Raw genomic sequence first — 26,568 nt, 5'->3', positions numbered from 1 at the left:
CCGGTTATGCACCGGGCCTATGGTTATTTAGCGATCTTGACCGGGGCCGAGGAGCTGGCAAGCAGCTGGGTCTCGGAGTTGCGCAGTGGTACAAAGGCGGTTACCAATGCACCAACGATAGCAACTGCGGCGAAGACGTAGAAGGCGACCTGGTTCTCCACGCCCGCGGCCATGAGCAGCCCGCCGATCAAGGGGCCGAAGATTCCGCCCAGACGGCCGAACCCGGCACACCAGGCAACCCCGGCGCCGCGGGCGGCGCTGTTGTAATAGTTGGAAACGAACCCGTAGATCAGCACCTGGGTGCCGATGGTTCCCACGCCTGCCACCGCAACCAGTGCGAGCAGGATGCCGAAGGGCAGCTGCATGGTCAGCAGCACCATCGCCACCGCGGCGAGGAAGAACGTCGTGGAAACCACGCGCTTGGCGCCGATGCGGTCGGCACCGACGGAGGCGATCAACCCGCCGAAGACGGCTCCGGCATTGAGCACCAGCAGGAAGGCCAGCGAGTAGGACTTGCCGTAGCCGAACTGGGACATGATCTGCGGCAGCCAGGTGTTCAGGCCGTAGGTCAGCATCAGGCCGGCGAAGCTCATCAGGCCCAGCAACAAGGTGGGCAGCGCGTACTTCCTGGAGGCCAGGGCGCGGAAACCGATCTTGGTGTCAACTGGTTCGGAGACCAGCACGTGGGCGCCCTTGGGGGCCGGAGCGGAGATCGGGACGCCGGTGCGGATCGAGACGCGCTGGGCTTCCTCGGTGCGGCCGCGGGCCATCAGCCACTCGGGGGACTCGGGCAGCTTTGCCAGCGCCATGGGCAGCAGGAAGAGCATGGGGGTTGCGCCGATGAGGAAGAGTCCGCGCCAGCCCACGAGGTCCAACAGGACGATGGCCAGCAGGGACGCCAGGACGCCGCCGACGGGCACTCCGGAGTAGACGATGGCGTTGTAGTAGTTGCGCTTGCCCTTGGGGGCGAACTCGGCCACGACCGCACCGGCGGTGGCCACCAGTGCGCCGACGCCGAGCCCGGTGAAGAAGCGAAGGGCGCCGAAGGCGATGACGTTCGGGGCCAGGGCGGTCAGGCCCATGCCGATGGAGAACCAGAGGATGCCGGTGATCATGATCTTCCGGCGGCCGAGGTAGTCCCCGACGGCGCCGGTGACCAGTGCACCGACCATGACCCCGAACAGGGCCCAGCTGCCCAGCACGCCGGCGGTGGCCGGGCCGATTTCGCCGAGCTGGGTGGGATCGCCCAGCAGGGTGGAAACGATGGTTCCGTAGACGACCAGGTCGTATCCGTCGAAGATCAGGGCGATGGCGGCGATGGCCACCACCCAGCGGACGGTGCTTTTTTGTTTCTTGGTGGCGCTTGCTTCCGGTGATTTCACGATTTGCTCCATATGCTTATGGGCCCCGGGCGCACGTCGATGTGCGGGTATTCGGGGCACGGACTAGTACCGCTGCCTGTGGCTGCGGGGTGGAAGCCGTGACCCGAGGGGTACTCGGGCGGCGGGCCGTGGAGAGCACACAGGCGGCGGGGATACCGCCGCCTGCATGCAACTTGAAGGTACTTATCTAGCCGAGGTCCCCTCCGGCCACTGCCAGGGTGCTTCCGGTGATGTAGGACGCCTCATCGGAGGCCAGGAACACAATGGGTCCGGCCTGTTCGTCGAGGGTGCCGTAGCGTTTCATCAGGGTGGAATCGATGGTCTGGTCAACGATTTGCTGGTACCAGGCCTTCTCCTGCTCGCCCTCGGGGGCCGGGCCCCGCTTGACTTGGCGTTCAGGGGCCTCGGTTCCGCCGGGGGCGGTGGCCACCACGCGGATTCCGTGGGCAGCCCCCTCCATGGCGAGGGCCGAGGTGATGGCCTTGACCCCGCCCTTGGCTCCGGCGTACGGGACGCGGTTGAGTCCGCGGGTGGCGACCGAGGAGACGTTCACAATGGTTCCGGATCCGGCCTTGACCATTTCCGGGAACGCCGCGCGGCACATCCACAGGGTCGGGAAGAGCGAACGCTGGATTTCCTTCTGGATTTCCTCCGGTGCGTAGTGCTCGAACGGCTTGGCCCAGATGGTCCCGCCGACGTTGTTGATGAGCACATCGATCCGGCCGTATTCGGCGACCGCGGCGGTGACCGCCGACAGCGCGCCCTCGAAGGTTTCGAGGTCGGCGGTGACGCTCAGCGTCTTGACCCCCTGGGCCCGCAGGCCCCCGGCGACGTCGTGCACCAGCGGCGAGCGGTCGACCAGGACCAGTTCCGCGCCCTCGGCGGCGATGCGCCGCGCCACTGCCCAGCCAATGCCCTGGGCGGCCCCCGTGATCAGCACGACCTTGGAGGCGAAGCGGCCAGCGTGGAAGGACTCGGGCAGTGGTGCCGCGGCGGCCTCGTTCACCGCCTGGTTGTCGGCGCTCATTTGGACGCGGTGCGCGACGCGGCGGCCATGGTGGCCTTGGCGTGCTCGTTGTGGGCCATGATGGCCGTGCGGGCGGCCGCCAGGTCCTGGTTTTCGAAGGCGGCGACGATTGCCAGGTGGTCGGCGTCGACGGCGCCGTCGATCCAGTGTTCCTGGCGCAGTACCTTGGCCATGGTCGCGGGGACCTCCAGGCGGTTGTACGCCTGCAGCAGGTGTTCGTTGCCGACGCAGCTGAACAGGAACTGGTGGAAGGCCTCGTTGGTGATGGTGAATTCCGCGGCGTCCACGAACTTCTCTCCGGCCAGGGTCTTGCCGGCAAGCTCGGCCAGGACCTTGAATTCGGCCAGCTGCTCGGGGGTCAGCTTGCCCATGGTCAGTTCAACGATGGCCAGTTCCAGGGCCATGCGCGCGTCGAACTGCGCCTGAAAGGTTGCGTGCTCTTCGCCGATTTCGTACGCCGGCTGGGCAACCGGGGTCTGTGCGGCTTCCTGCGCAGGTGCTTCTGCAACCGGTTCCTCCGGCGCTGCTGCTGCATCGGGGGTGACGGCCAGTGCGAACTTCTCGAAGTAGAAGTTCTGCGGCTTGATGCCCTCGGCCTCCAGGTGGCGGCGGACGCCCTCGACCATCGGCGGGGGGCCGCAGAGGTAGATGTCGACGTCGCCCTCGACCAGGTGGTGCGGCTCGAAGTGGTTGGTGACGTAGCCCTTCTTTTCCGAGCTGCTGGCCGGGTCGCCGACGACGGTGTCGAAGGTGAAGCCCTCGATGCGCGACTTGTAGTCCTCGAGCACGTCGATTTCGACCAGGTCGGTGTCGGTGTTGACGCCGTAGATCAGGTGGACGGGGTGGGGGTTCTGCATGCCGGAAAGCTTTTCCAGGATGGCCAGCAGCGGCGCCAGGCCGGTGCCGCCGGCCAGCAGCAGCGAGGTGCGCTTGGGGTCGCGCAGGAAGAAGCTGCCCATCGGGCCGGTGAAGTTGAGCTGGTCCCCGACCTGCGCCACGTCGCGCATGTAGGTGGACATCAGTCCGCCATCGGTGATGCGGATCAGGAAGGAGAGGGTGGAGACCTCCGGGCCGGAGCTGAAGGAGTACGAACGCGTCTGGCCGCCGGAGCCGGGAACCTCGATGTTCACGTACTGGCCGGGCAGGAAGGAGAGGTCGTCGCGGTTCTCGATCTCGAGGCTGAAGGCGTAGGTGCTCTCGGAGATGCGGCGGATCTCGGTCAGCGTCGAGGAGTATGTGGTGGCCGCGGTCTTGGCGACATCCGAGGTCGTGGGGATCTGCAGCACGAGGTCGGATTCGGGGACCATCTGGCAGGGGAGGCAGAAGCCCTTTTCCGCCTCGTCGTCGGTCAGGGCCTCCTCGATGTAGTCGCCGCCGTCGAACTTGCCGGACTCACAGAACGCCTTGCAGGTGCCGCAGGCGCCGTCGCGGCAGTCCAGCGGGATATTGATCCGTGCCTTGTAGGAGGCATCGGCGACGGTTTCGCGGGGTCCAACTTTAATGAACCGGGTAATTCCGTCCTCGAAGGCGAGGGCAACCTGATAGGTCATGAGGGGACTCTTTTCAAAATAGTGCAGGGTGGTGCGGCAAGAGGTGCAAGGTGGTGGTGCGGGGGCGAGTCAACGCCCCCGCACGCCAGTCTCCGGGGCCGGGAGGGGGCCCGTGCGGGACTAGATGTGGTAGATGTCGACCACGTGGTGGATGTAGTCGTTCTTCAGGACTACCTTCTTTGCCATGATGACCGGCTGGGTGCCGGAGTAGTCGATGGTGTAGTACGAGGTGCCGAAGTAGGTGTCGACGTTCTGGTAGCGGTAGTAGAGCGTGAACCAGTTGAAGCGCACATCGACCTTGTCGCCATCGACGGACACGATCTCCACGTTGGTGATGTTGTGACCGGTGCGCGGTTCCGGCAGGCTGGTGGCGCTGGAGCGGTCGGTCTTGATGCGGAAGACGCGGTCTTCCAGGCCACCGCGGTTTCCGTAGAAGATCAGCGAGATCTCGCGCTGCGGATCCTCGGTGAGCTTGTCATCGTCGGCCCAGGCCGGCATCCAGAAGGTGGCCTCGGGGTGGTAGCAGTCGATCCAGCGATCGAAGTCGCGGTCATCGAGGAAACGGGCTTCGCGGTAGAGGAACTGCGCGATGTCCTCCAGCTTGACCTCACCGGCGCCGGTCTGGATCTTGGTAATGATGGCGTTAGTGGTTGCAGTCATGGTGGTTCCCCTGTTCGGTGGTGCCGGTGGTGGTGGAGGCGGCCTCGGCGGCGACGGCCTTGCGCATCGTGTCGAGCCAGTAGCCGTGCTGGATCGGGTAGAGGCCCTCGTCCTCGGTGCGGGCGCCGGAGGAAATCGGCTCCAGGCCGATCTTCTTGGCGTTCTCGTCGGCACCGGTGATCTGGTGCGCCTGGCCGCGGGAGAGGTCGTTCCACTTGGCTGCGGTGGCCAGGTAGGTCTTCTGGCAGGAGCGGAATTCCTCCAGGTCATCCGGGGTGGCCATGCCCGAGGCGTTGAAGAAGTCCTCGTACTGGCGGATGCGGTTGGCGCGGGCCTCGTCGGATTCGCCGACCGGGGCGATGCAGTAGATGGTGACCTCGGTCTTGTCCACGGCGACCGGGCGGAAGACACGGATCTGCGAGGAGAACTGGTCCATCAGGTACACGTTCGGGTACAGGCACAGGTTGCGCGAGACACCGATCATCCAGTCGGCCTTGGCCTCGCCGTGGGCGGCGACGAGTTCGTCGCGCTTCTCGGCCAGCGGGCGGTTGGCCGGGTCCAGCCACTCGGTCCACAGCAGCAGGTGGCCGTTCTCGAAGGAGTAGTAGCCGCCTTCCTGCTTGTCCCAGCCGCCGGCATCCATGGTCTTGGTGTCGTTGGTGGACTCGCCGGCGCTGCGGCGGGCCTGGGTGGCTGCGTAGTTCCAGTGGGTGGCCGAGACGTGGTAGCCGTCGGCGCCGTTTTCCGCCTGGAGCTTCCAGTTGCCGTCGTAGGTGTAGGTCGAGGAGCCGCGCAGGACCTCGAGGCCCTCGGGGGACTGGTCCACGATCATGTCGATGATCTTGGTGGATTCGCCGAGGTGCTCGGTCAGCGGCTTGACGTCCGCGTTCAGCGAGCCGAAGAGGAAGCCGCGGTAGGACTCGAAGCGGGCGACCTTGGTCAGGTCGTGCGAGCCGTCCTTGTTGAAGCCCTCCGGGTAGCCGGCGCCGCGGGAGTCCTTGACCTTGAGCAGCTTGCCGGAGTTGTTGAAGGTCCAGCCGTGGAACGGGCAGGTGAACGTGGTCCGGTTATCGGTCTTGCGGCGGCAGAGCATGGCGCCGCGGTGGCTGCACGCGTTGATGAGGGCGTTGAGCACGCCTTCCTTGTTGCGCGAGATCACGATCGGCTGGCGGCCGATGTTCGTGGTGAAGTAGTCGCCGATGTTCGGGATCTGGGATTCATGGGCTAGGTAGATCCAGTTGCCCTCCCAGATGTGCTTCATCTCGAGCTCGAAGGTCTCTTCGTCGGTGAAGATATTTCGGTTGGCGCGGAATTCGCCGGTCTCCGGGCTGTCGACGAGTGCATCATCAAGCAGGGCCGAGACGGTATCAAGTGTTTCTGTCATGGAGTGCTCCATCCTTCGTAGCGGGCGCTGGCGCCCTGGTCCACCCGGTGGGTGGCGAAACCATGAGATACACCATGTCAGTATGTGCGTGACCTCACACTGGGCATATGCCTAGGCTTGACCAAGGGTGGTGCTCATTGAGTGGATTGCGATATCAATCACAAAGATCTTGATATTTGTCTACGGCGCGCCCGCGCCGTAGCGTTGGGCCCCAAATGGTTCTCCCCGGTCCTGGACGTCTGCCGCCCGCGGAATCCGAGCCGTTACCCTCCATCCGAAAGGCGGCACCATCGTGCCCGTGAGCAATCAAGCCGGAGCGGGGGCCAGGGGTCCTCGCACCAGACTTCCGGGGGTCCTGGGCGATGTCTCGGTCAGCGCCGTGTGCGCCGGATTCATCGCCGTGGCGGTGTCCTACGCCGGTCCCATGCTGGTCATCCTCCAGGCCGCCGAAAGGGCGGGGCTTGACCCGGCCCGAACGGCCTCCTGGGTGTGGGCGGTGTCCGTCGGCAGCGGGATCGTGGGCCTGCTCCTGAGCCTGTTCACGCGCCAGCCCGTCGTGGTGGCCTGGTCGGTGCCCGGTGCGGCGCTGCTGCTCACGGTGCTGGGCGACTACGGGTTTTCCGAGGCCATCGGCGCGTACATCGTGGCCGGGCTGCTGGGCCTGGTGCTGAGCCTCAGCGGCCTCTTTGGCAAGCTGCTTGCGGCGGTCCCGCGCCCGATCCTGGCCGCCGTCCTGGCAGGGGTGTTGCTGCCCTTCGTCCTGAACGTCACCCAGGCCGTGCTGGTCTCGCCGGTCGTCGCAGGGGGACTGGTTGTGGCCTACTTCGTCGGCCGGCGCCTGTTCCCGAAGTACGCGGTGCCTGCCGCCCTGGTGGCCGGAGTCCTGCTGTCGGTGATTGCCGGCCAGGCCCAGAGCCCCGATCTCTCCCTCGCGCTGACCGTTCCGGTGTTCACCGTGCCCACCTTCTCGATCCAGGCCATCATGGGCATCTCCGTCCCGCTGCTGATCGTGACCATGGCCGGGCAGAACGGCCCGGGGCTGGTCATGATGCGCACCAGCGGCTACGAGCCCAACGACAGGTTGCTGCTCAGCGGCACGTGCGTCGCCAGCGTGCTCTTCGCCCCGTTCGGTTCGCACGCCATCAACCTCGCGGCCATCACCGCCGGCATCTGCTGCGGCCGCGAGGCCCACGAGGACCCGGCTAAGCGCTACATCGCGGGGGCCGCCGGCGGCGTGTTCTTCATTGGCTTCGGGCTGTTCAGCGCCACCATCCTTGACCTGTTTGCGGCGGTTCCCGGCGAGCTGATCACGGCCATGGCCGGGGTTGCACTGCTTGGTGCCCTGCAGGGCTCGTTGCTGGACATGCTCGATGCGGGCAGGCACGGCCCCTCGGCCATCGAGGCGGCGGTTGTCACCCTGATCGTCACTGCCTCGGGCATTGCGCCGCTGGGCATTGTGTCCCCGTTCTGGGGCGTGCTGGCCGGCGCCGCGGTGTACCTGCTGCTCACCGTGGCCCGGGGACGGCGGCGCGCGAGGCCCGCCGCCGGGCGCTCCCTGCCGGCGGACATTCCGGCCGGCGAGGCCAGGAAGCAGTAGCCCGCTCCTGCGGCTATTGCCGCGGGCGGGCACCCCGAAGCGCATCACCAGCGCCACCACGAGCACATCGTCGGCATAGCTGATCACCCGTATGAAATCCGGGGACCAGGTCGATCGGCGAGGCCGGGTACGCGCAAATCGTCGCCCCCGTCCGACCATGCCCGGGTTGCTGCATGCGCTGCCCTTGATGCCACCGCCACGCTGTGCAACTATGTGCGTATGAATGCAGATAGCAAGGGGTGCTCCCTGAACGCCGACAGCCAGTACGTCGAGCTCGCGGTGGAGGTCTTCTCCATGCTTGCCGATGCATCCCGCGTGCGGATCATCCTGGCCCTGCGGGACGGGGAGCTGGCCGTCGGTGCACTGGCCGAGCTGCTGGGCAAGAGCCCGGCCTCGGTTTCGCAGCACCTGGCCAAGATGCGCCTGGCCCGCATGGTGGCCACCCGGCAGGAGGGCACCAAGGTGCTGTACCGGCTCGAAAACGAGCACGCCCGCCAGCTGGTCGTCGACGCGATCCACCAGGCAGAGCATGCGCTGGGCGGCACCCCCGCGCACCACGCGCGCAGGCGGGAAGCCTCATGAGCGCCGGCGTGGAACCCGGGCAGCACGGACACGACCACGTCCACGAGGCGCGAGCGCACGACGACGGGCCTGAAGTCCACGACCACCCCCACCCCCACGGAGACGGCCATGGCCCCGGCGGGCACGGGGACGGGGACCACCAGCACCACTCCGGGTTCAGGGGATGGCTCCTTGAACTGTTCGTCCCGCACACCCACGATTCCGCCGATTCCATCGACGACGCCATGGAATCAAGCGTGCAGGGCATTCGCGCGCTGAAGATCAGCCTGTTCATCCTGCTCGGCACGACCATCGCGCAATTCGCCGTGGTGGCCATCAGCGGGTCGGTCGCCCTGCTCGCGGACACCATCCACAACTTCTCCGATGCGCTCACCGCCGTGCCGCTGTGGATCGCCTTCGTGCTCGGGCGCCGCGCCGCCAACCGCCGCTACACCTTCGGCTACGGGCGGGCCGAGGACCTGGCCGGGCTGTTCATCGTCATGGTCGTCGCGCTCTCGGCAGTCGTCGCAGCCTGGCAATCCATCGACCGGCTGATCCACCCCCAGCCGCTGGCGCACCTGGGCTGGGTGCTGGCCGCCGGGATCATTGGCTTCATCGGCAACGAGGCCGTGGCCATGTACCGCATCAGGATCGGGCGCAAGATCGGCTCGGCCGCCCTGGTGGCGGACGGGGTGCATGCCCGCACCGACGGGTTCACCTCGCTGGCCGTGGTCCTGGGCGCGATCGGCGCCATGCTCGGGTTCCCGCTGGCCGACCCCATCGTCGGCCTGCTGATCTCCGCCGCCATCATGGTGCTGCTCTTCGGCACGGTGCGCAGCATCGGGCGCCGGCTCATGGACGGCATCGAACCCGATCTGCTGGCCAGGGCGGAGGAGGCTTTCGCCTCCGTGCCCGGGATCCTGCAGACCCCGCGGATCCAGCTGCGCTGGGTGGGCCACCGCCTGCACTGCACGGCGACGGTCGTGGTGAACGACGCCGCGCTCACCGCGGTTCAGGACACCGTCCGGGAGGCGAAGCTGTGCGTGGCCCGCGCGCTGCCCAAGCTCGATGACATCCTCATCCAGGCAGTCGCGGGCCAGCCGGCCCCGGCCGCGGAATCCGCCGACCCCGTCCTGGCGCGCGAAACCGGGTCCTGAAGCCGCGCCTCCGGCTCAGCGCCCGGGCGTCGGCGCCGGGGAGGCGGCCAGCAGGGCGCGCGTGTAGGGGTGTTGCGGGGCGGTGAACACCGACTCGGTGTCACCGGACTCGACGACCTCCCCGGCGCGCATCACCAGCACCGCATCGCTCATGTGCCGGATGACCGACAGGTCGTGGGAGATGAAGAGATAGGCCAGCCCGAGGCGCCGCTGCAGCTCGTCGAGCAAATCCAGCACCTGCGCCTGGATGGAGACATCCAGGGCGGAGACCGGCTCGTCGCAAATCAGCACCCGCGGGTTCGGCGCCAGGGCCCGGGCAATGGCCAGGCGCTGGCGCTGCCCGCCCGAGAGCGTGGCGGGGTTCCGCGCCGCCACCTCCGGTGCCAGGCCCACCAGCGAGAGCAGCTCCGCGATCCTCCCGGCGTGTTTGCGCGGATTGCGGGTGGCCCCGAAACTCAGCGCGTCCGCCAGCACCTGCCCCGCCGAATGGCGCGGATCAAAGGAGGAAAGCGGGTCCTGGTAGATGGCGCCCAGGGATGGGCGGCGGGTGCGCCGTTGTGCCTCGGGCACCGCGCTCCAGGGCTCGCCGAACAGGTGGACGGAGCCGGCATCGGGTGCCAGCAGCCCCAGGGCCATGCGGGCCGTGGTGGTCTTGCCCGACCCGGATTCGCCCACCACCCCCAGCGTGCGGCCCGGCAGCAGCTCGAAGCCCACGTCCTTCACCGCCGGGAAGTCGGCTGCCCCGGGCACCTTGAAGGAGCGGGAGAGCGAGCGGGCGCTGAGCGCCGGCGGCTGCCCGGATTCGCCGGGCGCTGCCGACTGCGCCTCCGGGGCCGGGGCCGCAACCGCGGCGGGGGAGGCGGTCGCGGGGGAGAGCCGCGCAAAGCGCGGCTTGCCCGCCGGCACCGCCGCCAGCAGGGCCTTGGTGTAGGGATGCTGCGGGTCGCCCAGGATGGCCTCGGTGGAACCGGTTTCCACGATGCGCCCGGCCTGCATCACCGCGATGGTGTCCGCGACCTTGGCCACCGTGGACAGGTCGTGGCTGATCAGCAGCATGCCGGACCCTGCCGCCCGCAGCCCGGCCAGCAGGTCAAGCACCGCGGCGGCCACGGTGGCATCCAGCGCCGTGGTGGGCTCGTCGGCGATGACCAGGGCGGGATCCAGGGCGATGGCCGAGGCAATGAGGGCGCGCTGGCGCATGCCGCCGGAGAGCTCGCCCGAAAGCTGCGAGGCCCGGCGCACCGGATCGTCCAGGCCCACCGCTGCGAGCAGCTCGACGACGCGTGCGGCGCGCGCGGCCCCGGAGCCGGAGCCGTGCAGGCGCAGCGCATCGTCGATTTCCTTGCCGATCCGGCGCAGCGGATCCAGCGAGGTGAGCGCGTCCTGCAGGATGAGGCCGACCTTGTTGCCGCGGATCGAGCGCCAGGCACGCTGGGACAGGCCCCGGGCGTCGACGCCCGCCACCTCCAGTGCGTCGGCGCGCACGGTGGATCCTGGTCCGGCCAAACCGATCAGCGAGCGCGCCGTCACGGACTTTCCGGAGCCCGATTCGCCGACCAGCGCCAGGCATTCACCGGGGTCGACGGTGAGGGAAACGTCCAAGACAACTGGGGTTTCGCCGAAGGAGACGCCGAGGTTTTCGACGCGCAGGATCGGTGCCGGGGCGTTCATCGGGCACCCGCCGCCTTCAGCGCCCGGGACAGCACCGTGGAGGCAGCAGCCACCAACACGATGGCCAGGCCGGGGAAGAAGGTCATCCACCAGGCCAGGGCCAGGTAGGTGCGCCCGGCCGAGAGCATGGCGCCCCATTCGGGGGCCGGCGGCGGGGCGCCCAGGCCCAGGAAGCTCAGCGACGCCGCCCAGACCACCGCCTGGCCCAGACCCAGGGTGCCGAGCACCGCGATCGGGGCCAGCGCGTTGGGCAGGATGTGGGTGCCCAGGATCTTCGCGCGCGAGCGCCCCAGCACCGTGGCGGCCTCGACCATGGGCGAGGTGCGCAGGGCAATGACCTGGGCGCGGATCATCCGCGCGTAGCCGGGGGCGGTGGTCAGCCCCACTGCCACCACCGTGGTCCCGACGCCCGGTCCGGCCAGGGCAATGAAGACCAGGGCGAGCAGCAGGCCGGGCAGCGCAAAGAGCACCTCCAGGATCCGCCCGACCCCGAAGTCGAGCCAGCGGCCGCCGAATCCGGCAACGGTGCCCAACACCAACGCCAGGCCCAGGCCGATGGCGGTGGCCGCGGCCCCGATCAGCAGCGAGGGCCGGGCGCCGTGGATGATCCGGGAGTAGATGTCGCGGCCGGACTCGTCGGTGCCCAGCAGGTGCCCTGCCCCGGGCGCCGAGAACGCGTCGGCGGGGTTGATGGCCAGCGGGTCGTGGGGCGCCAAGAGGCCGGGCAGCAGCGCCGCGAGCACAAAGAACGCCAGCACGGCGGCGGCGAGCAGCAGCGGCAGGCGTGCCGCCAGTGCCCGCAGGCCGCCGGTGCCCGGTGCCGGGCGCCGGGCCGGGTGGGGGGTCAGCACCGGGTCGCTCGGGCTCAGATCCTGCTTGTCGATGCTCATGATCCACCCATCCGCGGGTCGGCAAGGCGTTCGGCGAGGTCGGAGAACGCCATGATCACCACGTAGGCGGCGGCCGAGAGCAGGGCCACGCCGGTGACCATGGGAATGTCGCGGGCGGTGACGGCCGAGAGCAGCGAGCGGCCCAGGCCCGGCCGGGCGAAAATGGATTCCACGACCACCGCTCCGGAGAGCAGCGAGCCGAAGGCCCAGCCGGAGAGGGCGATGCCCGGCAGGGCGGCGTGGCGCAGGGAGTGGCGCAGCAGCACGCCGGTCTCCGATTCACCGCGTGCCCTGGCCGAAAGCGCAAAGGGCGAGCGGTGTGCGGCGTCCAGGGTGTCGCGCATGACCTGGCCCAGGAACCCTGCCAGCGGCAGGGCCAGGGTGGCAACCGGCAGCACCAGCCCGCCCGGGGAGTTGGTGCTCACCGGCGGCAGCCAGCCCAGCGCGGTGGCGAAGAGCATGATCAGCACGCTGGCGAGCCAGAAGTGCGGGACGGCGGCTGAGACGATCTCCAGCCCCGAGGCCAGGGCAGTGCCCAGTCTTCCGCTGCGGGTGGAGAGCACCGCGACCACCAGGGCGAGTGCCCAGGCCACGGCCAGGGCAAGCACCGCCAGCACCAGGGTCGGCGGGACCAGCTCGCCGAGCACCTCGGCGACGGGCAGCTTCAACGAGTAGGAGGTGCCCAGGTCGCCGGTGGCCAGGCGCCACAGCTGGCCGAAGTACTGCACGTACAGCGGCTCATCCAGGCCGTAGTCGGCGCGTGCCTGGGCCAGCGCCTCGGCGGATGCCTGCGATCCCGGCCCGCCCATGATGGCCTCGGCCGGGTCGCCCGGGATCATCCGGATGCCGAAGAAAATGGCCGTCGCCACGGCCCACAGCACGAAGAGCCCGCCGCCGATCTTGCCCAGCACCCAGCGGGCGGCCGTCCCGGCGATCCGGGCCGACCGCCCGCCGGCAAGGGTGCGCGGGTGCATGGCAGGAGGGTGGTTCTTCGGTGTTCGGCTACTTGGCCAGCCAGGCGTCGAAGAACGTCGGGGTGGCCACGGCGGTGGTGGCGCCGACGTTCTGCAGCTTCCCCGCGTACAGGAAGTGGTTCTGCTGGTTGTACAGCGGCAGCAGATAGTGGCCCTCGAGCACCAGTTTCTGCGCCTGCGCGTAGAGCTCCTTGCGCTCGGCCTCGTCCTGGGTGGACCCCGCGGAGTCCAGCAGCTCGTCGAGCTTCGGGTCCTTGACCTGCGACAGGTTGGCGAAGTAGCCCGACGGTGCCGGGATGGTGGAATCCGAGTGGAAGAGCACGGCCAGCACGCTTGGGCCCACCTTGGTGTACGGGGCGGAGACCAGGTTGTAGTCGTTGGTGAACAACTCGCCGTACCAGCTGGAGAGATCCAGCAGGTTGATCTTGATCTCGAAGCCCGATTCCTTGGCCGTGGCCTGCATCTGCTCGAAGAGCGACTGCTCGGCGGGGATCGACTGGCTGGTGCTCACCGGGAAGGTCAGGGACAGGCGCTCGCCGTCCTTGGTCCGGTAGCCCTCGGAGTCGCGTTCGCTCCAGCCGGCGGCGTCGAGCAGTTCGCCCGCCTTGGCCGGGTCGTAGGCGAAGAGCGATTCGGCGGAGTAGGCCAGCGGCTCTGCGCTGGAGAGCGGGGAGTAGGAGCGCGGCGCGGTGCCGAAGAACAGGGAGTCGACGCTCGCGTTGACGTTCACCGCGTGGATGAAGGCCTCGCGCACGGCCGCGTCGTTGAAGGGGGCCTTGGAGGAATTGAGCTCGATGCGGTTGGAGGCACCGGGGCGCGGGGCATCGAGGTGCTTGATGGTCTGGAGCTTGGTTGCCGCGGCAATGGTGTCGGGCTGGGCGTTGTCGATGACGTGCACCTCGCCGGCCTGCAGCGCGGCGTACCGGGTGGCCGCCTCGGGGATGAAGCGCCAGGTGATGCCGTCCAGGTAGGCCGCCCCCTCGTGGCCGGGCGTGGCGACGGGCTGCACGTAGTCCTCGTTGCGGACCAGGTTCACTGCGTCCTGCTTCTTCCAGGAAGCGACCTTGAACGGGCCGGTGCCCACGGGCGCGGCGCAGTTCTCCGCCTGGCTGCGCTTGAGTGCGAGCGGGGACTGGATGGCCACCCAGGGCATCGCGAAGGATTCGAGCAGGGCGTTGTCCGGGGTCTTGAGCTTGAGTTCCAGCGTGGCGTCATCCAGCGCCTTCATCGACTTGATCTTGCCCAGGGCCAGGTACCCGGTGGAGGAGGCGGTCGCCGGATCGAGCAGGTGCTCGAAGTTCGCCTTGACGGCCTCGGCGTCCAGCGGTGTGCCGTCGGTGAAGGTGATGCCGGGCCGGATCTTCACGGTGCGGGTCAGCCCGTCCGCGGAGACCGTGGAGTCCTCGGCGAGCCAGGGGACCAGTGTGCCCGCGGCGTCCTTGGTGTACAGGGTCTCCAGGTACTGGGAGGCGACCAGGGCCTGGGGGTAGTTGCCGCCCACGTGCGGATCCAGGCAGCTTGGTTCGGCGTCGCCCGAGGCGTAGACCAGGGTGCCGCCGGCGACCGGGGGACCGGCGTCGTTGCCGGACTCGGGTGCCGTGGTGGCCGGGGCGCAGCCGGCGAGCACCAATGCCGCGGCCAGGGCCGCGGCGGCCGGGAATAGGCGGGTTGCCAAGGGGCGAACATGTCTCATGATGCTGCTTCCTGCGAAACGGTGAAGTGCGTGGGCGGGTGGGTACCGCCATCCACCTTAGTCCGCATGGTCTGCCCCGCGCAGGCGTGTGTGCCCGAGTTCATAGACGGGACGCACCGTGCCCAGCGGGACGGTTAATGGCGAACGGGTGTGGAGGAACCGGTATTGCCGGTCCCACCACACCCGTTGTGCATCCTACGACCGTCCTGCGCGACGCAGTGGGTGTGTGGCGCTCGATCACTGGCATCGCGGGAGGTTTTTGCGGTCCACGACCAGGAGAGATGCATCCCCAGGGCTGTTGTGGACACCGAACATGTGCCAGCATGAGGACCATGCAGACTCCTCTGCGGCCCGAAGACCTGCGCTCCTGTCTTTCCCATCCCCGGACCACGGTAGCCACCGCTGCGGGTCCCGTGGAATATGCCGACCGAGGCCATGGTGAGCCGCTTCTTGCGGTGCACGGCACCCTCGGGGGCTGTGACCAAGGACTGGTGGCCACGGAATTCTTCCGAGTCAATGGATTCCGCGTCGTCGCGCCCAGCCGACCGGGCTATTTGGGGACGCCGCTGGCAACGGGACGCACATCCGCGGAGCAGGCGGATGCCCTCGCGGCATTATTGGATGACATCGGCATCGACAGAATGGCGGTGCTTGGCGGCTCGGGAGGCGGCCCGGCCGCGTACTCCCTGGCCGCCAGACACCCGGACCGGGTCGCCAGTCTGGTCCAAATCGACTCGGTCTGTCTGCCGGTCCCGCCCTTCCCGTTCGCCAGGCTGGGCTCCAGGGATCCTGCCATCAAGCTGCAGCTGTTGTTTCTCAGCCATGCCGCCACCCCGATGCTGAAGATGCTGTTCCGGCGATTCGGCCAGGCATCCCCGGCCGAGGCAGCGGTCCGGGCGGCCGCCGTCGCCGCGGACCCGGTCCGCATGGCGCACCTCGAGGCCATCTTCATGGCTTCCGCCGGATGGGCTGGCCGCCGTGCTGGGTTTGACAATGACTCCGCGACGATCAAGACGCTGGCACCGCTGGACCTCGAGGCCATTACCTGTCCCACGCTGATCATGCATGCGGCCGGGGACGCGAGCGTGCCGCCGGAAAATGCCCTGCACGCCCACCAGCGTATCCGTGGCTCCGAGCTCTACTGGATGCAGGGCTCCCATGTTGCATTCTTCCTTGAGGAAGGCGACACCGCCCCCCTCTACGCGCTTGAGTGGCTACGGGGCAACAGTTCGGCGGGCCCGCCTCCCGAGTCATCGCCATGATCAAGGCGTCCTTGGGGCAGTGGTGTTAATGAAAACGCCAGGATCCCCATGACGCGGGGATCCTGGCGATCTGTCCAAGGGAACTTCGGGCAAGCTAGGCGCTGGCTACCGTGAAGCGGCGGTGCTGGTGCTTGGGATCCTCGAGCTCGTCCAGCGCCGCGACGGCGAAGTCGCCGGTGCTGACGTGGTCGCCTGCTGGGGAGTCGTTGCCCAGGACGATCGCGCCGGAGGCTTCGCCCGGTGCGATGACCGGTGCCGGTGCAAGCATCGTCCAGTCCAGGCCGGAGGCCGAGGTGTAGAAGTCCAGGACCTCGCCCATGGTCCGGGCCTCGGGCATGTATGCCTCGGGGAAGCCCGGGGTGTCGACCAGGCGCACGCCGTCAACCTCGGTTGCGCCGGCTCCGCCGACGATGAACACGCGGGACGGGACGAGGGTCTCGGAGATTTCCTCGTGGGCGTCGATGAAGGGCTGGTGGGATTCGCCGGTGCGCGACGGCGGAATCGAGAAGACGACCACGTCGTGCTCGGTGGCCAGGGCGCGGTATGAGGACATGTCGCCCAACTCGGCGGTGGCCACGTTGGCGGCTCCCTGGACTTCGCGTCCACTGCGCGACACGGCGGTGACGTCATGTCCACGCTTGGCGGCCTCGGCAACGATCTGGCTGCCGACCATTCCGGTGGCTCCGTAAACGGCAATCTTCATGGGCTGTTCCCTTCTCTCTGGTTGTGCGGGCCATGCCGGCCCGTACAGGGGCATGACGTCAATGGTATCCAATTGATATTGAGTACCTCAACGTAATATGGTTACCTAATGGATACTGAACGGCGTGCCTTCGATGTGATGAGCCCCGACTGCCCCTCGCGCTCGATCATGCAGCGCATGGGGGACAAATGGACGCCATTGGTCTTCCTGGCCCTGGAATCCGGGCCGCGGCGTTTCTCGCAGCTGCGGCAGGACATCGGCGGGGTCACACCCAAGGTTCTCACCCAAACCCTGCGCTCCCTAGAACGTGACGGGTTGTTGACCCGGACCATTTACCCCGAGGTGCCGCCGCGGGTGGAATACGAGCTCACCGAGCTCGGTGCAACCTTGCTGGGCCCGCTGGAAATCATCCGTGAATGGTCGCAGGACCACGCGGAGAAAATCCTCCGGGCGCGCAACGACTACGACGAGCTCAACGAGGTATAGTGTCCTCCTAAATTTTTCCGCGCCGGGGCAATCCGTCCGAGCCGGGGTTCCGAATACCTGGTGTCAGCAACGCAAACGCGTTGAAAATCGACAGGAACCCAAGGAGCCCATCATGGCCTCGACACACACCACCACCAGCCATTCCCTGGTGCAATACGCGGCACTGGCAGTTGGCGCTGTCTTCCTGCTGGTCGGCATCCTGGGGTTCATCCCCGGAATTACCAGCAACACTGAACACCTCGGAATGGCGGGACACCACTCCGAGTCCATGCTGCTGGGCATCTTCCAGGTCTCGGTCCTGCACAACGTGGTCCACCTGCTCTTCGGCGTCCTGGGACTCACGCTCTGGCGCAGTGCGGCCAAGGCGAAGGCCTTCTTGGTCGTAGGAGGGATCGTGTACCTGGTCCTGGGCTTCTATGGAGTCTTCATTGACCAGTCCAGCGCCGCCAACTTCGTGCCGGTCAACACGGCGGACAACATCCTGCACTTCGCACTGGGCGTTGGCATGGCCGGCCTCGGCCTGGCCCTGGGCCGGAACCTGGCCCCGGCCCGACGCACCGCCTAGGCACCGCCCCTTCCACAAACAGAAACAGATCCCGGGACCCGCCGTACGTTCACCTGGTGAAACGTGCGGCGGTTCTCGGCCGTCGCCGTCCCGGGCCAAGCCGCCGCAACCAAGTCGTTGTTCCGTCGCCGGAGAGGTATCGTCGATCGCAGCAGAACATGCCGCGTGAGCCTTCCGTGTGCGGCACCCCGAACAAAGGACCCGCCGCATGCTGGCACTGGCTGCCGCCTCCCCGATAATGGTGGCCATGGCCTTGTTCCTGGCCCGGACGAAGGCCACCACCATGGCCGTCTATTCATTGCTCACCGGTGTACTCGCGGCCATCTTTTTCTTCCCCACCCCCCTTGTCGAGCTCCTGCGGGCCGGGGCCATGTTCGGCCCCACCATCCTCGAGGTGCTGCTGATCCTCTTCGGCGGCGTGCTGCTCTCGCGCATCACCTCCGAAACCGGTGCCATGGACAGGATTTCCGGTTGGCTGCGCCAAAGCGCCTCCAACCAGCAGGCCGGAACCGTGCTGGTGATCTTCGGGCTGGTGCCCTTCGCCGAGTCGGTGACGGGATTCGGCATCGGCGTCACCGTGGGTGTTCCGCTGCTGCTGCAGCTGGGGCATTCGGTGAAGAACTCGGCGATCCTGAGCCTGCTCGGGCTCGTGGCGGTCCCGTGGGGAGCCCTGGGCCCGGGCACCCTGGTGGCCGCGGACCTGGCCGGCCTTACCCTCTTTGACGTGGGCGTCCGTTCGGCGCTCATGACCCTGCCGGTGGTGCTCGGCGCCGGAGTCACCGCGTGGCTCGTGCTGCGCGGCGAGTCGCCCCGGCCCGGGCGCCTGCTGGCGCACCTGCTGGGTGCCGCGGTGCTGCTCAACGCCGGCATCCTGGCCGCCAACCTGCTCATGGGCACCCCGCCGGCGGGCATCGTCGGCTCGCTGCTCGTGTTGGCGGCGCACCTGGTGGCCTTCAGGATCGGCGGTTCGCTGGTGCCCGCGGGGCGCGAGGTCTGGGTGGCCTTGCTGCCCTACGCCGTGCTCACCCTCGGATTGCTGGCTGCCCGCGCGCTTAGTTCGCCGATGGAGGCCTCCCTGCTCAAGCGGACCATCACCAGCGGCGGGGTTTGGCTCGTCGTGGCCTGCCTCGTCGCGCAATACGGTTCCGCTTCCCTCGGCGGCGGGACGGCCGGCCTGCGTGCCCGCGCCGCCCTTGCCTACCGCAGCTGGATACCCGTGGGAATCGCCACCGGGGGTTTCACCGTTCTGGGCGCTTTGCTTGCAGCCACCGGCATGGGCAGGGAACTGGGTGCCGCGCTCGCCGGAATCGGTGCCGGGTACCTGGTGCTGGGTCCGGTGCTCAACGGGCTGGCCGGGTTCATTTCCGGATCCAACACCGCGGCAAACTCGATGCTGGCGGCAACCCAGGCGCAGGCGGCGGCAAGCATGGGCTCATCCGTGCTGCAGATCGTCGCGGTTTCCAATGTCACCGCGTCCATGGCCACCATGCTGGCACCCTCGCGGATCCTGCTGGCCTACGAGATGGCGGTGGTTCCCGTCGCCGCGGTCCCCGGACCTGCCGCGCTGGCGGGGCCGCCGAGCGAGGCCGAGGTCACCGCATGGATCGCCCCGCGGCTCGGCATTCTCCTGGCCGTTGTCTGCACCCTGCTGGGCCTGGTCACCTGGGTGATCCGCTAGCGCCCGGCTGGCTACTCGTCCCCGGAAGATCCCAGGCGGCGCCGCGCGCTCAGCAGTTCCACCTCCGGGCGGGCGGCGACCAGGCGCTCGATGCCGTCCAGCACTTCGATGACATGCGCGGCATCGGCCGCGACGAGCCCCGCCGCCACCCCGGCGCGCCGATGCAGGTCTTGCCCGCCGGTCTCCGAGACCGAGACCTCGAACCGGCGCCTGATCTCGGCCAGGATCGGCCGCACGATGGCGCGCTTCTCTTTGAGCGAGCGGACATCACCCAGCAGGATGTCGAATTCGATCCATCCAAACCACATGGTTACATCATGCGCCGGCGATCGTCTGCGCGGGAGGGCCGACAAGGGAACCGTTCTGCGCCGAAGAGATCCTAGCGGACGCCGTTTGCGGCGATGGCCTCGGCGAGCACCGGGGCAAGGCGCTTGACGCCCTCGCGGATCTTCTCCTCGGGCACCGCGCTGAAGGCCAGACGCAGTCGGTGGCCGGCGCCTTCGAGGGGGCTGAAAGCGGCGCCGGGAATGAAGACCACCCCTGCCTCGATGCCCTTGGACAGCAGCCCGTAGGTATCGATTCCCTCGGGCAGCGTGACCCAGATGAAGAAGCCGCCTTCCGGCCGGGTGTAGTGCACGCCCTCGGGCATGTACTCATCCAGCGCCTGCAGCATCGCCTCACAGCGGGAAGCATAGAGCTCCCGGTAGGTCTGGATCTGCCCGCGCCAGTCATGTTCCGCGAGGTACTTGCTGATCAGCATCTGGTTGAAGGTCGCCGGGCAGAGCGTGACGGCCTCGGCGGCCAGATAGAAGCGGCGGAAGAGATGGGTCGGAACCACCGCCCAGCCGATGCGCAGGCCGGGGGCCAGGATCTTGGAAAACGAGCCCATGTAGATCACGTGATCGGGGTTTTCGGCGCGCAGCGGCTTGATCGCTTCCCCGGTGTAGCGCAGCATGCCGTAGGGGTTGTCTTCAAGGATGAGGATGTTCTCGGCGATGCAGATCTCGGCGATCTCGGCCCGGCGCTCGGCGGCCAGGGTGATGCCCGAGGGATTGTTGAAGTTGGGGATCGTGTAGAGGAACTTGATCCGTGCGCCGGCCTCGCGCAGTTCGGCGATCCGTTGGCGCAGGGCAGCGGGAACGAGGCCGTGCTCGTCCGTAGCGACAGGTTCGGCGCGCACCTGGTAGGCCTCGAAGGTGTTCAGCGCGCCCACGTAGGTGGGGTCCTCGCACAGCACGGTGTCCCCGGGGTTGCAGAAGACCTTGCAGGCAACGTCCTGTGCGGCCTGTGACCCGGTGGTGACCACAATGTTATTTGGATCGACCCCGGTGATCCCTTCCTCGGCCATGACCTCGCAGATCTGGTTGCGCAGCTCCTCGGTGCCCTGGCCGCTTCCGTACTGCAGCGCGGTCATTCCCTGGGTCGCGATGAGCTCGGAGGCCATGGCCCCGAGCTTTTCCAGAGGCAGCGACTGCAGATAGGGGTTGCCACCGGCCAGCGAGACCAGCGAGGGGTCGAGGGAGAGCTCAAAAACGTCACGGACCGCGGACTGCTTGATGTGCGATGCCCGCTCGGATAAGAGTGATTCATGCGCGGCGGCACGAATCATGGCTATTTCGGTTTCACTGCCCATGCCGGGTTCTGTTGTTGAGGTCACACCGGCACTTTATCAACACTTGTTGCCTATAAGTCAACATCTGGCTATTTCTGGCTCAGTTTGTCGCCAATGTCGATGCCGTCGATGAGGATCCTCGCTTCCCCGGCCCCGGCGGCAACCATGGCGGTGTAGGTGAGCTGGGCAATGATGCGCGGATCGTCGCAAATGCCTCCGGAGCTGAGGTCCCCGGTGAGTTCGACGGTCACGGTGTTACCCGACACCGAAGAAGATACGTATCTCAAATTCGACCCCGCGAGCGCATTCATGAGACCCGATTCGCCGTGCACGGTGTCCTTGTTCTCCAGCAGGTCACTCATTGCGGCCTCCACCTGGCTGGCGTAGATCACGGGACCGGTTTCGGTGGCGACGATGCTGTCGCCACAACCGATCATGGGACCGGCCTGGCCTTGGTCACCGAGCGCCACATAGAAAACCGTCAAGGAGGAGGTCGAGGTCGCCGGAAGCGTGTCGGAGGGCGGAGCGGAGGGTGGGGGAGCGGGAGCTGGAGTGGCAGTTGGCGACGGTGGGGCGCTGCTTGCTGCGGTGCTGGCCGCAGTGGCGGTGGCGGTGGGAGTCTCTGTCGCGGGGGTGGACGCCGACGGTACTGACGTTGGCGACGCCGGGGCGCTGCTCGCCCGGGTGGCAGCGTCGCTCGCCGATGCCGCGGCGGAGGGAGAATGATCCGGTGCAGGCGTACTTGACTGCACGGTGGTGGCCGAGGGGGCGACGGTTGGATGGGGCTCGGACGCTGTCGGTGCCTGTGCCGGCCCGCCGGCGCAGCCCGAGAGGGCCAAGACCAATCCGGCACCCGTCAGCCCGCCCAGCCCGAGTCGAATCAAATGATTGCGGAACATCTGTCCCTCACCTTCAAGCACCTACGCCGGCCACTGCGGCCACTTCCAACATACGAAGGTCTTGCCGTCCCAAACCAGCACGGTGGAGTTGCGTTTGGGCCTATTCCGGGGTGTCGGTCGGCGCCTCGGTGCGGTCATCGAGCCAAGCCTGGACGGAAGCCGGCCGGATCCTGCGGTGCGTGCCACGGTATTCGACAGGGATGATCCCGGAGTCGGTGAGCTTGCGCAGGTAACTGGCCGAGACACCCGCCATTTTCGCCGCCTGAGAGGTGTTCAGCAACGACTCGACGGTGCTCACGCTCACCTCGTCGCCACGCGCCATGCGCTGCAGGACGTCGATCAAGGCCGCGTGGGCGACATCCGGCAATTGCAGGGTGGTGCCGTTGACAAAGATGGTGGTGTCCGCGGACTCTTCGAGGGCTGCCGCGAGCCGTGCCGCGGCCTTCTTTTCGAGGGCGGGAAAGGCCGTGGCTTTGCTCAATGACGGTGTTGGGGAGGACATGATTCCATCATGCCCGATGCCGCACAAAAGTGCCGCCCAGCCGCGTCGATGACGCGTGCCTGCATATCGAAACCGGCAGTCCCCGGCCTTCGTCCAGTAGCGAATGTATCGACATGGTTGCGTCAAGTGGTGGCACAAGCGCGGTGAATTGCAGTAGTGTGAGGACCACGGTCTAAAGAAAGTACTGACCAGTGCGCATCGTCTGAGCCCCCACCCCGGGCCGGCAGACGCACAGCGAGGCTAAGCAGTAGGTGGTCATCACGTCGACGTGGGATCGGCTGAAACTTACGACATCTACGATCATCGAATCGATTCCTCGCTCCGACACATTTCAGAACTTTCAAGGAGTCCCCCCATGTCCATTGACACCTCTCTTAACGCCGCCGCCGCCATTACCGAAGCCGATATCTTCGACGCCCACATCGGCGGCAAGCTCACCGTCCAGTCCAAGATGCCGCTGGCAACCAAGCGGGACCTCTCCATTGCCTACACCCCGGGCGTCGCCCAGGTTTCGCGCGCCATTGCCGCGGACCCGGCCATGCACGCCACCCACACCTGGGCCTCGCGCCTGGTCGTGGTGGTCTCCGACGGAACCGCCGTGCTGGGCCTTGGCGACATCGGCGCCGCCGCCTCGCTGCCGGTCATGGAAGGCAAGAGCGCGCTCTTCAAGGAATTCGGCGGCCTGGATTCCATCCCGCTGGTGCTGAACACCACCAACGTCGACGAGATCATCGAGACCCTGGTCCGCCTGCGCCCGAGCTTCGGTGCCGTGAACCTCGAAGACATCTCCGCCCCGCGCTGCTTCGAACTCGAGGAGCGCCTCATCGAGGCCCTTGACTGCCCGGTCATGCACGATGACCAGCACGGCACCGCCGTGGTCGTCCTGGCATCGCTGCTCAACGCCGCAAAGGTTGCCGGCAAGGAACTGGGCCAGATGCGAGCAGTCATTTCCGGTGCGGGCGCCGCAGGCATTGCCATTGCCGAGATCCTCATCAACGTCGGCCTGGGCGACGTGGTGCTGGTTGATTCCAAGGGAATCATTCACCGCGACCGCGACGACCTGAACGCCATCAAGGCCAAGTACGCCGCCATCACCAACAAGGATGGCCTGATCGGCGGCATCCGCGAGGCCCTCGACGGGGCCGATGTCGTTGTTGGCGTGTCTTCGTCGAAGTTCGTGGAAGAGGATCTGGCGAAGATGAACGAGAACGCCATCATCTTCGCGCTGTCCAACCCGGACCCGGAGGTCATGCCTGATGTTGCCCGCAAGTACGCTGCGGTCGTGGCCACGGGCCGTTCGGACTTCCCGAACCAGATCAACAACGTGCTGGCCTTCCCGGGCATCTTCCGCGGCGCGCTGGATGCCGGCGCCCGCCGCATCACCGCCGAAATGAAGGTTGCGGCCGCGCACGCCATCGCCGAGCTCGCCCAGGACAAGCTCTCCGCCGAATACATCGTGCCCTCGCCGCTTGACCCGCGCGTCATGCCGGCCGTCTCCGCCGCCGTCGGAAAGGCAGCGCAGGGCCAGTAGCGCGCCAGCTTCCCGAACGGCTCCGGCCCGGATCTCCCCTGGGGGTCCGGGCCGGAGCCGTGTGCGGGCCAACGGCGATTTCCGCGTCGGTGGCGTGCACCCAAATGTCACCGAAATGCGGCCGTTCCGGCCTTGTTTGCGTTCGGGGCACGTTGTTACGGTGCTCCCATGAACGAAAACCCGGCGCCGTCCGACCGCGGCCGGAAAACCGCCATCGTCGTGCTTGTCTTGGCCCTTGTGGCGGCCGCCGTCTGGATCACGATCCTGCTGATGCAACAAACCGGCGGCCCCGGCCAAAACGGCCCGGGAACGACCCCTGCACCGGAAACCACCACCGCGCCCGGCCCCTCCGCCACGCCCGCGACCCCGTCGCCGACGCAGAGCGCCTCGGATTTGCCCGGCACCCCGTCGCTGCCCGCCGCCGAGGCGGCGACCGTCGTGTGGCCTGATCCCGGCGGCACCCTGCGCTACGCGAACCCGGAAGACGCCGCGCGCGGATTCGCCGAGGACTTCGCCGGGTTCACCGACCCGGTCTATGGCGAATTCATGCAGGGGGATGCCCGCTCCGGTGAGCTGGAGGTCCGCCCCGCCGCGGACGGGCCGGTGACCACCGTCCTGCTCCGGCAGCTTTCCGACGGCCGGTGGTACGCCATCGGGGCGACCAGCAGCGAGATCCAGCTCGAGGTCCCGGTGGCCGGTGAACGGATCGCCTCCCCGGTGGAGCTATCCGGATCGTCGCGCGCCTTCGAGGCAACAGTGAACGTCGAGGTCCGTTCCCACGGGAGTGCAGAGCCGCTTGGAAGCGGGATAGTCATGGGCGGATCCGGGCCCGATCTGGGGCCGTTCAGCGGAAACGTCCAGTGGGACAACCCCGGCACCGGCGGGGGTGCGCTGCTGTTGTTCGTTTCCAGCGCCAAGGACGGAAGCGTGTGGACTGCCGCCGCGGTGCCGGTGGGGTTCGCCGCGCAATCCTAGCCAACGCCGCCGGGGTGTTTCTTCGGCGGCTTCGGCGGGAGGCATGCCGGCAGCCATGGGGCTGGATTCCGGCTTGGGGCTGAGGAGGTACCTCAGGGTCGACGGATAAGGACAGACCCAACACCCTTGTCCACCCACCGGCGGTGCGCCGGGATCAGGAGTCCACGCCGATGCGCGGAGCATCGAGGCTGCGCTTGGCCTCGGCCTCTTCCCAGCTGGTCGGGCCCGCTGCGAAGGCGCCGCGGTAGCCGGACGCCGGGTGGCGGTCGTTGAGCAGGGGACCGCCGCCAAACAGCTTTTCACGCAGGGTCCCGGGCGAGTATTCGCTCTGGGCCAGGCCGCGTTCGCGCAGCACGGGCAGCACCTTGTCGGCGAATTCCTCGAAGGAGCCGGGGATCACCCAGTTGATGACGTTGATTCCGTCGACACCGGCGGCCTGCCATTCGGCGATCTTGTCGGCGATCTGCTCCGGAGTTCCCACCACGCGGGTTTTGCGGGCCTGCAGCCACGCTATGTCGGCAACGACCGGCTCGCGATCGGTGATGTGCTTGGACACCCATTCGGAGAAGCCCTTGCCGGTGTTGGTGTCCAGGTCGGCAATCGGTGTTTCAGGTGGGTAGACGCGCCCGGTCTTGTCCACGATGGCCGAATGGGCCAGGTAGCCGTCGACGCTGACGAACTGGTCGTAGTACGCCTCCTTTTCCCTGGCTTCCTCCTCGGTGTCGCCGATGATGAAGGACAGGCCCTGGAAGAACTTGATGTCCTCCGGGTTGCGTCCGTAGTCAGCGGCCAACCGGCGGGTGTCGCTGATCAGCTCCTTCGCGATGGCCGGGGACGGGGCAATGATGAAGGTGGCCTCGGCATTTCGTGCGGCGAAGGCACGCCCCGAGGTGGAAGAACCGGCCTGAAACAGCAGTGGCGTGCGCTGCGGGGAGGGGGATGGCAGGTGCGGACCCTCAACCCGGTAGCGCAGGCCCTCGTGGTAGATCTTGTGGATCTTGGACGGATCGGAGTAGACCCCGTTTTCCTTGTCCTTCCTCAAGGCACCGGAATCCCAGGAACCCTCCCAGAGCTTGTAGGCGACGTCAACGTATTCGTCGGCCCAGGCATATCGCTCTGCGTGGTCGGTCAGTTGGGGCAGGCCGTAGTTGCGTGAGGCATTGTCATTGATGCCGGTCACGATGTTCCAGGCGATGCGGCCACCGGAAATGTGATCGAGCGTGGAGATCTGCCGGGCAAAGTTGTAGGGATGGTTCTGCACGACGTTCGACGTGGTGGCCAGGCCAATGTGCTTGGTGCTCACAGCGAGGGCACCAAGGAGCACCGTTGGATCATTCGAAGGGATCTGCAGCCCTTCGTTCGCGTAGACGTCGAAGTCGGCGTCCGAATCCCCATAGAGCCCCGAGACATCGGCGAAGAACATCGCGTCGAACTTCGCTGCCTCAAGCGTTTGAGCGAGCTCGATCCACGTGTTGACGTCGTTGAACTCGGTCTGGCCGGCATCCGGCCGGCGCCATTGTCCGTGGTGGATGTGGCTGGTCGTATTCATGACGAATGCGTTGAAATGTAGCGGCTTGCTCACGATGCGTCTCCTGAATGTTTCAAGGTAGAAATCCCTGCCACCGAACCTGGATCTCCCGGTGGGGCTTGTTTTCCTCGATGCTGGCACTCGCGATCCGGGGGCCGGAAGATTACGAACCAACGGGTCGTCACATGACCTCTTGTGACGTTATGACGGGTTTGCGACCCGTCCTTGAGGTCGGGTAATGACGCCATGTTGCGTGCCGAGAACCCATGCAAAGCATCCGG

25 protein-coding genes are annotated in these 26,568 nt (G+C 67.3%); 10 read left to right on the top strand and 15 right to left on the bottom strand.

Features of this window, described 5'->3' with window-relative positions:
- Positions 1–23 precede the first annotated feature (23 nt).
- The 5 genes from AC6CHY_RS01285 to benA all read right to left on the bottom strand — a co-directional run bounded on the left by AC6CHY_RS01285 (position 24) and on the right by benA (position 6,003).
- Positions 24–1,382: an MFS transporter gene (locus AC6CHY_RS01285; protein WP_498225156.1), complete on the bottom strand. Its 1,359-nt coding sequence runs from the start codon at positions 1,380–1,382 to the stop codon at positions 24–26.
- Positions 1,383–1,569: 187 nt separating this feature from the next.
- Positions 1,570–2,409 carry a 1,6-dihydroxycyclohexa-2,4-diene-1-carboxylate dehydrogenase gene (locus tag AC6CHY_RS01280; protein ID WP_217387388.1) on the bottom strand — a complete coding sequence of 280 codons (840 nt, stop codon included), beginning with the start codon at positions 2,407–2,409 and terminating at the stop codon, positions 1,570–1,572.
- Positions 2,406–3,959: a benzoate 1,2-dioxygenase electron transfer component BenC gene (gene benC / locus AC6CHY_RS01275; RefSeq protein ID WP_498225155.1), complete on the bottom strand. Its 1,554-nt coding sequence runs from the start codon at positions 3,957–3,959 to the stop codon at positions 2,406–2,408. Before benC ends, AC6CHY_RS01280 begins: the two co-directional genes overlap by 4 nt.
- Before the next feature lie 120 nt (positions 3,960–4,079).
- The gene (gene benB, locus AC6CHY_RS01270; RefSeq protein WP_217387390.1) at positions 4,080–4,619 is read right to left on the bottom strand and encodes a benzoate 1,2-dioxygenase small subunit; all 540 of its coding nucleotides are present in this window, start codon (positions 4,617–4,619) and stop codon (positions 4,080–4,082) included.
- Positions 4,603–6,003 (bottom strand): benzoate 1,2-dioxygenase large subunit, encoded by a 1,401-nt coding sequence (benA, locus tag AC6CHY_RS01265; RefSeq protein WP_498225154.1) that lies wholly within the window; start codon positions 6,001–6,003, stop codon positions 4,603–4,605. Before benA ends, benB begins: the two co-directional genes overlap by 17 nt.
- Before the next feature lie 298 nt (positions 6,004–6,301).
- On the opposite strand from benA, the gene AC6CHY_RS01260 reads away from it, so the two are divergent.
- The 3 genes from AC6CHY_RS01260 (at position 6,302) to AC6CHY_RS01250 (ending at position 9,318) form a co-directional block, all read left to right on the top strand.
- Positions 6,302–7,600 carry a benzoate/H(+) symporter BenE family transporter gene (locus AC6CHY_RS01260; RefSeq protein WP_498225153.1) on the top strand — a complete coding sequence of 433 codons (1,299 nt, stop codon included), beginning with the start codon at positions 6,302–6,304 and terminating at the stop codon, positions 7,598–7,600.
- A 219-nt stretch (positions 7,601–7,819) separates the two neighbouring features.
- Positions 7,820–8,182, top strand: coding sequence for an ArsR/SmtB family transcription factor (locus AC6CHY_RS01255; RefSeq protein ID WP_217387393.1), 363 nt, complete (start codon positions 7,820–7,822; stop codon positions 8,180–8,182).
- A complete protein-coding gene (locus tag AC6CHY_RS01250; protein ID WP_498225152.1) occupies positions 8,179–9,318 on the top strand; it encodes a cation diffusion facilitator family transporter in 1,140 nt (379 codons plus the stop codon). Before AC6CHY_RS01255 ends, AC6CHY_RS01250 begins: the two co-directional genes overlap by 4 nt.
- Before the next feature lie 15 nt (positions 9,319–9,333).
- On the opposite strand, the gene AC6CHY_RS01245 is transcribed toward AC6CHY_RS01250, so the two are convergent.
- Genes AC6CHY_RS01245 through AC6CHY_RS01230 form a run of 4 tightly spaced genes read right to left on the bottom strand, consistent with a single transcriptional unit; the run spans position 9,334 to position 14,546 of the window.
- Positions 9,334–10,989 (bottom strand): dipeptide ABC transporter ATP-binding protein, encoded by a 1,656-nt coding sequence (locus AC6CHY_RS01245; protein WP_498225151.1) that lies wholly within the window; start codon positions 10,987–10,989, stop codon positions 9,334–9,336.
- Positions 10,986–11,879 (bottom strand): ABC transporter permease, encoded by an 894-nt coding sequence (locus tag AC6CHY_RS01240; RefSeq protein WP_498225150.1) that lies wholly within the window; start codon positions 11,877–11,879, stop codon positions 10,986–10,988. The genes AC6CHY_RS01245 and AC6CHY_RS01240 overlap by 4 nt, the downstream gene beginning before the upstream one ends.
- Positions 11,876–12,853 carry an ABC transporter permease gene (locus AC6CHY_RS01235; RefSeq protein ID WP_498225149.1) on the bottom strand — a complete coding sequence of 326 codons (978 nt, stop codon included), beginning with the start codon at positions 12,851–12,853 and terminating at the stop codon, positions 11,876–11,878. Before AC6CHY_RS01235 ends, AC6CHY_RS01240 begins: the two co-directional genes overlap by 4 nt.
- Before the next feature lie 28 nt (positions 12,854–12,881).
- Positions 12,882–14,546: an ABC transporter substrate-binding protein gene (locus AC6CHY_RS01230; RefSeq protein WP_217387398.1), complete on the bottom strand. Its 1,665-nt coding sequence runs from the start codon at positions 14,544–14,546 to the stop codon at positions 12,882–12,884.
- Between the two features lie 332 nt (positions 14,547–14,878).
- Between AC6CHY_RS01230 and AC6CHY_RS01225 the strand changes: the two genes are divergently transcribed.
- Positions 14,879–15,808, top strand: a complete 930-nt coding sequence (locus AC6CHY_RS01225) for an alpha/beta fold hydrolase (RefSeq protein WP_498225148.1) — start codon at positions 14,879–14,881, stop codon at positions 15,806–15,808.
- Positions 15,809–15,902: 94 nt separating this feature from the next.
- Here the strand turns inward: AC6CHY_RS01225 and AC6CHY_RS01220 are convergent, their stop codons facing one another.
- A complete protein-coding gene (locus AC6CHY_RS01220; protein WP_217387400.1) occupies positions 15,903–16,511 on the bottom strand; it encodes an NAD(P)-dependent oxidoreductase in 609 nt (202 codons plus the stop codon).
- A 108-nt stretch (positions 16,512–16,619) separates the two neighbouring features.
- Between AC6CHY_RS01220 and AC6CHY_RS01215 the strand changes: the two genes are divergently transcribed.
- The 3 genes from AC6CHY_RS01215 to AC6CHY_RS01205 all read left to right on the top strand — a co-directional run bounded on the left by AC6CHY_RS01215 (position 16,620) and on the right by AC6CHY_RS01205 (position 19,240).
- Positions 16,620–16,997, top strand: coding sequence for a winged helix-turn-helix transcriptional regulator (locus AC6CHY_RS01215; RefSeq protein WP_217387401.1), 378 nt, complete (start codon positions 16,620–16,622; stop codon positions 16,995–16,997).
- Between the two features lie 112 nt (positions 16,998–17,109).
- Positions 17,110–17,562, top strand: coding sequence for a DUF4383 domain-containing protein (locus tag AC6CHY_RS01210; RefSeq protein ID WP_217387402.1), 453 nt, complete (start codon positions 17,110–17,112; stop codon positions 17,560–17,562).
- A 208-nt stretch (positions 17,563–17,770) separates the two neighbouring features.
- A complete protein-coding gene (locus AC6CHY_RS01205; protein WP_217387403.1) occupies positions 17,771–19,240 on the top strand; it encodes an L-lactate permease in 1,470 nt (489 codons plus the stop codon).
- Positions 19,241–19,251: 11 nt separating this feature from the next.
- On the opposite strand, the gene AC6CHY_RS01200 is transcribed toward AC6CHY_RS01205, so the two are convergent.
- The 3 genes from AC6CHY_RS01200 to AC6CHY_RS01190 form a co-directional block, all read right to left on the bottom strand.
- Positions 19,252–19,548, bottom strand: a complete 297-nt coding sequence (locus AC6CHY_RS01200; protein ID WP_217387404.1) for a DUF503 domain-containing protein — start codon at positions 19,546–19,548, stop codon at positions 19,252–19,254.
- A 71-nt stretch (positions 19,549–19,619) separates the two neighbouring features.
- Positions 19,620–20,873 carry an aminotransferase-like domain-containing protein gene (locus AC6CHY_RS01195; protein ID WP_217387680.1) on the bottom strand — a complete coding sequence of 418 codons (1,254 nt, stop codon included), beginning with the start codon at positions 20,871–20,873 and terminating at the stop codon, positions 19,620–19,622.
- 68 nt (positions 20,874–20,941) lie between these two features.
- Positions 20,942–21,337 (bottom strand): GerMN domain-containing protein, encoded by a 396-nt coding sequence (locus AC6CHY_RS01190; protein ID WP_254455745.1) that lies wholly within the window; start codon positions 21,335–21,337, stop codon positions 20,942–20,944.
- A 67-nt stretch (positions 21,338–21,404) separates the two neighbouring features.
- Between AC6CHY_RS01190 and AC6CHY_RS01185 the strand changes: the two genes are divergently transcribed.
- On the top strand, positions 21,405–21,578 hold the full coding sequence (locus AC6CHY_RS01185) for a hypothetical protein (RefSeq protein ID WP_498225147.1): 174 nt from the start codon (positions 21,405–21,407) through the stop codon (positions 21,576–21,578).
- A 273-nt stretch (positions 21,579–21,851) separates the two neighbouring features.
- On the opposite strand, the gene AC6CHY_RS01180 is transcribed toward AC6CHY_RS01185, so the two are convergent.
- Positions 21,852–22,253 (bottom strand): helix-turn-helix domain-containing protein, encoded by a 402-nt coding sequence (locus AC6CHY_RS01180; protein WP_217387406.1) that lies wholly within the window; start codon positions 22,251–22,253, stop codon positions 21,852–21,854.
- Between the two features lie 355 nt (positions 22,254–22,608).
- On the opposite strand from AC6CHY_RS01180, the gene AC6CHY_RS01175 reads away from it, so the two are divergent.
- Positions 22,609–23,784 (top strand): NAD(P)-dependent malic enzyme, encoded by a 1,176-nt coding sequence (locus AC6CHY_RS01175; RefSeq protein WP_217387407.1) that lies wholly within the window; start codon positions 22,609–22,611, stop codon positions 23,782–23,784.
- 168 nt (positions 23,785–23,952) lie between these two features.
- Entirely contained in the window at positions 23,953–24,759 is an 807-nt protein-coding gene (locus AC6CHY_RS01170) for a Gmad2 immunoglobulin-like domain-containing protein (RefSeq protein ID WP_217387408.1), read from the top strand.
- 154 nt (positions 24,760–24,913) lie between these two features.
- Here the strand turns inward: AC6CHY_RS01170 and AC6CHY_RS01165 are convergent, their stop codons facing one another.
- Positions 24,914–26,341 (bottom strand): LLM class flavin-dependent oxidoreductase, encoded by a 1,428-nt coding sequence (locus tag AC6CHY_RS01165; protein WP_498225146.1) that lies wholly within the window; start codon positions 26,339–26,341, stop codon positions 24,914–24,916.
- Positions 26,342–26,568 lie beyond the last annotated feature (227 nt).

The organism is Paeniglutamicibacter sp. GQ140 (assembly GCF_059759235.1).
The sequence above is the reverse complement of the archived record's forward strand: the minus strand, read 5'-3'. Positions and strand labels throughout refer to the sequence as shown.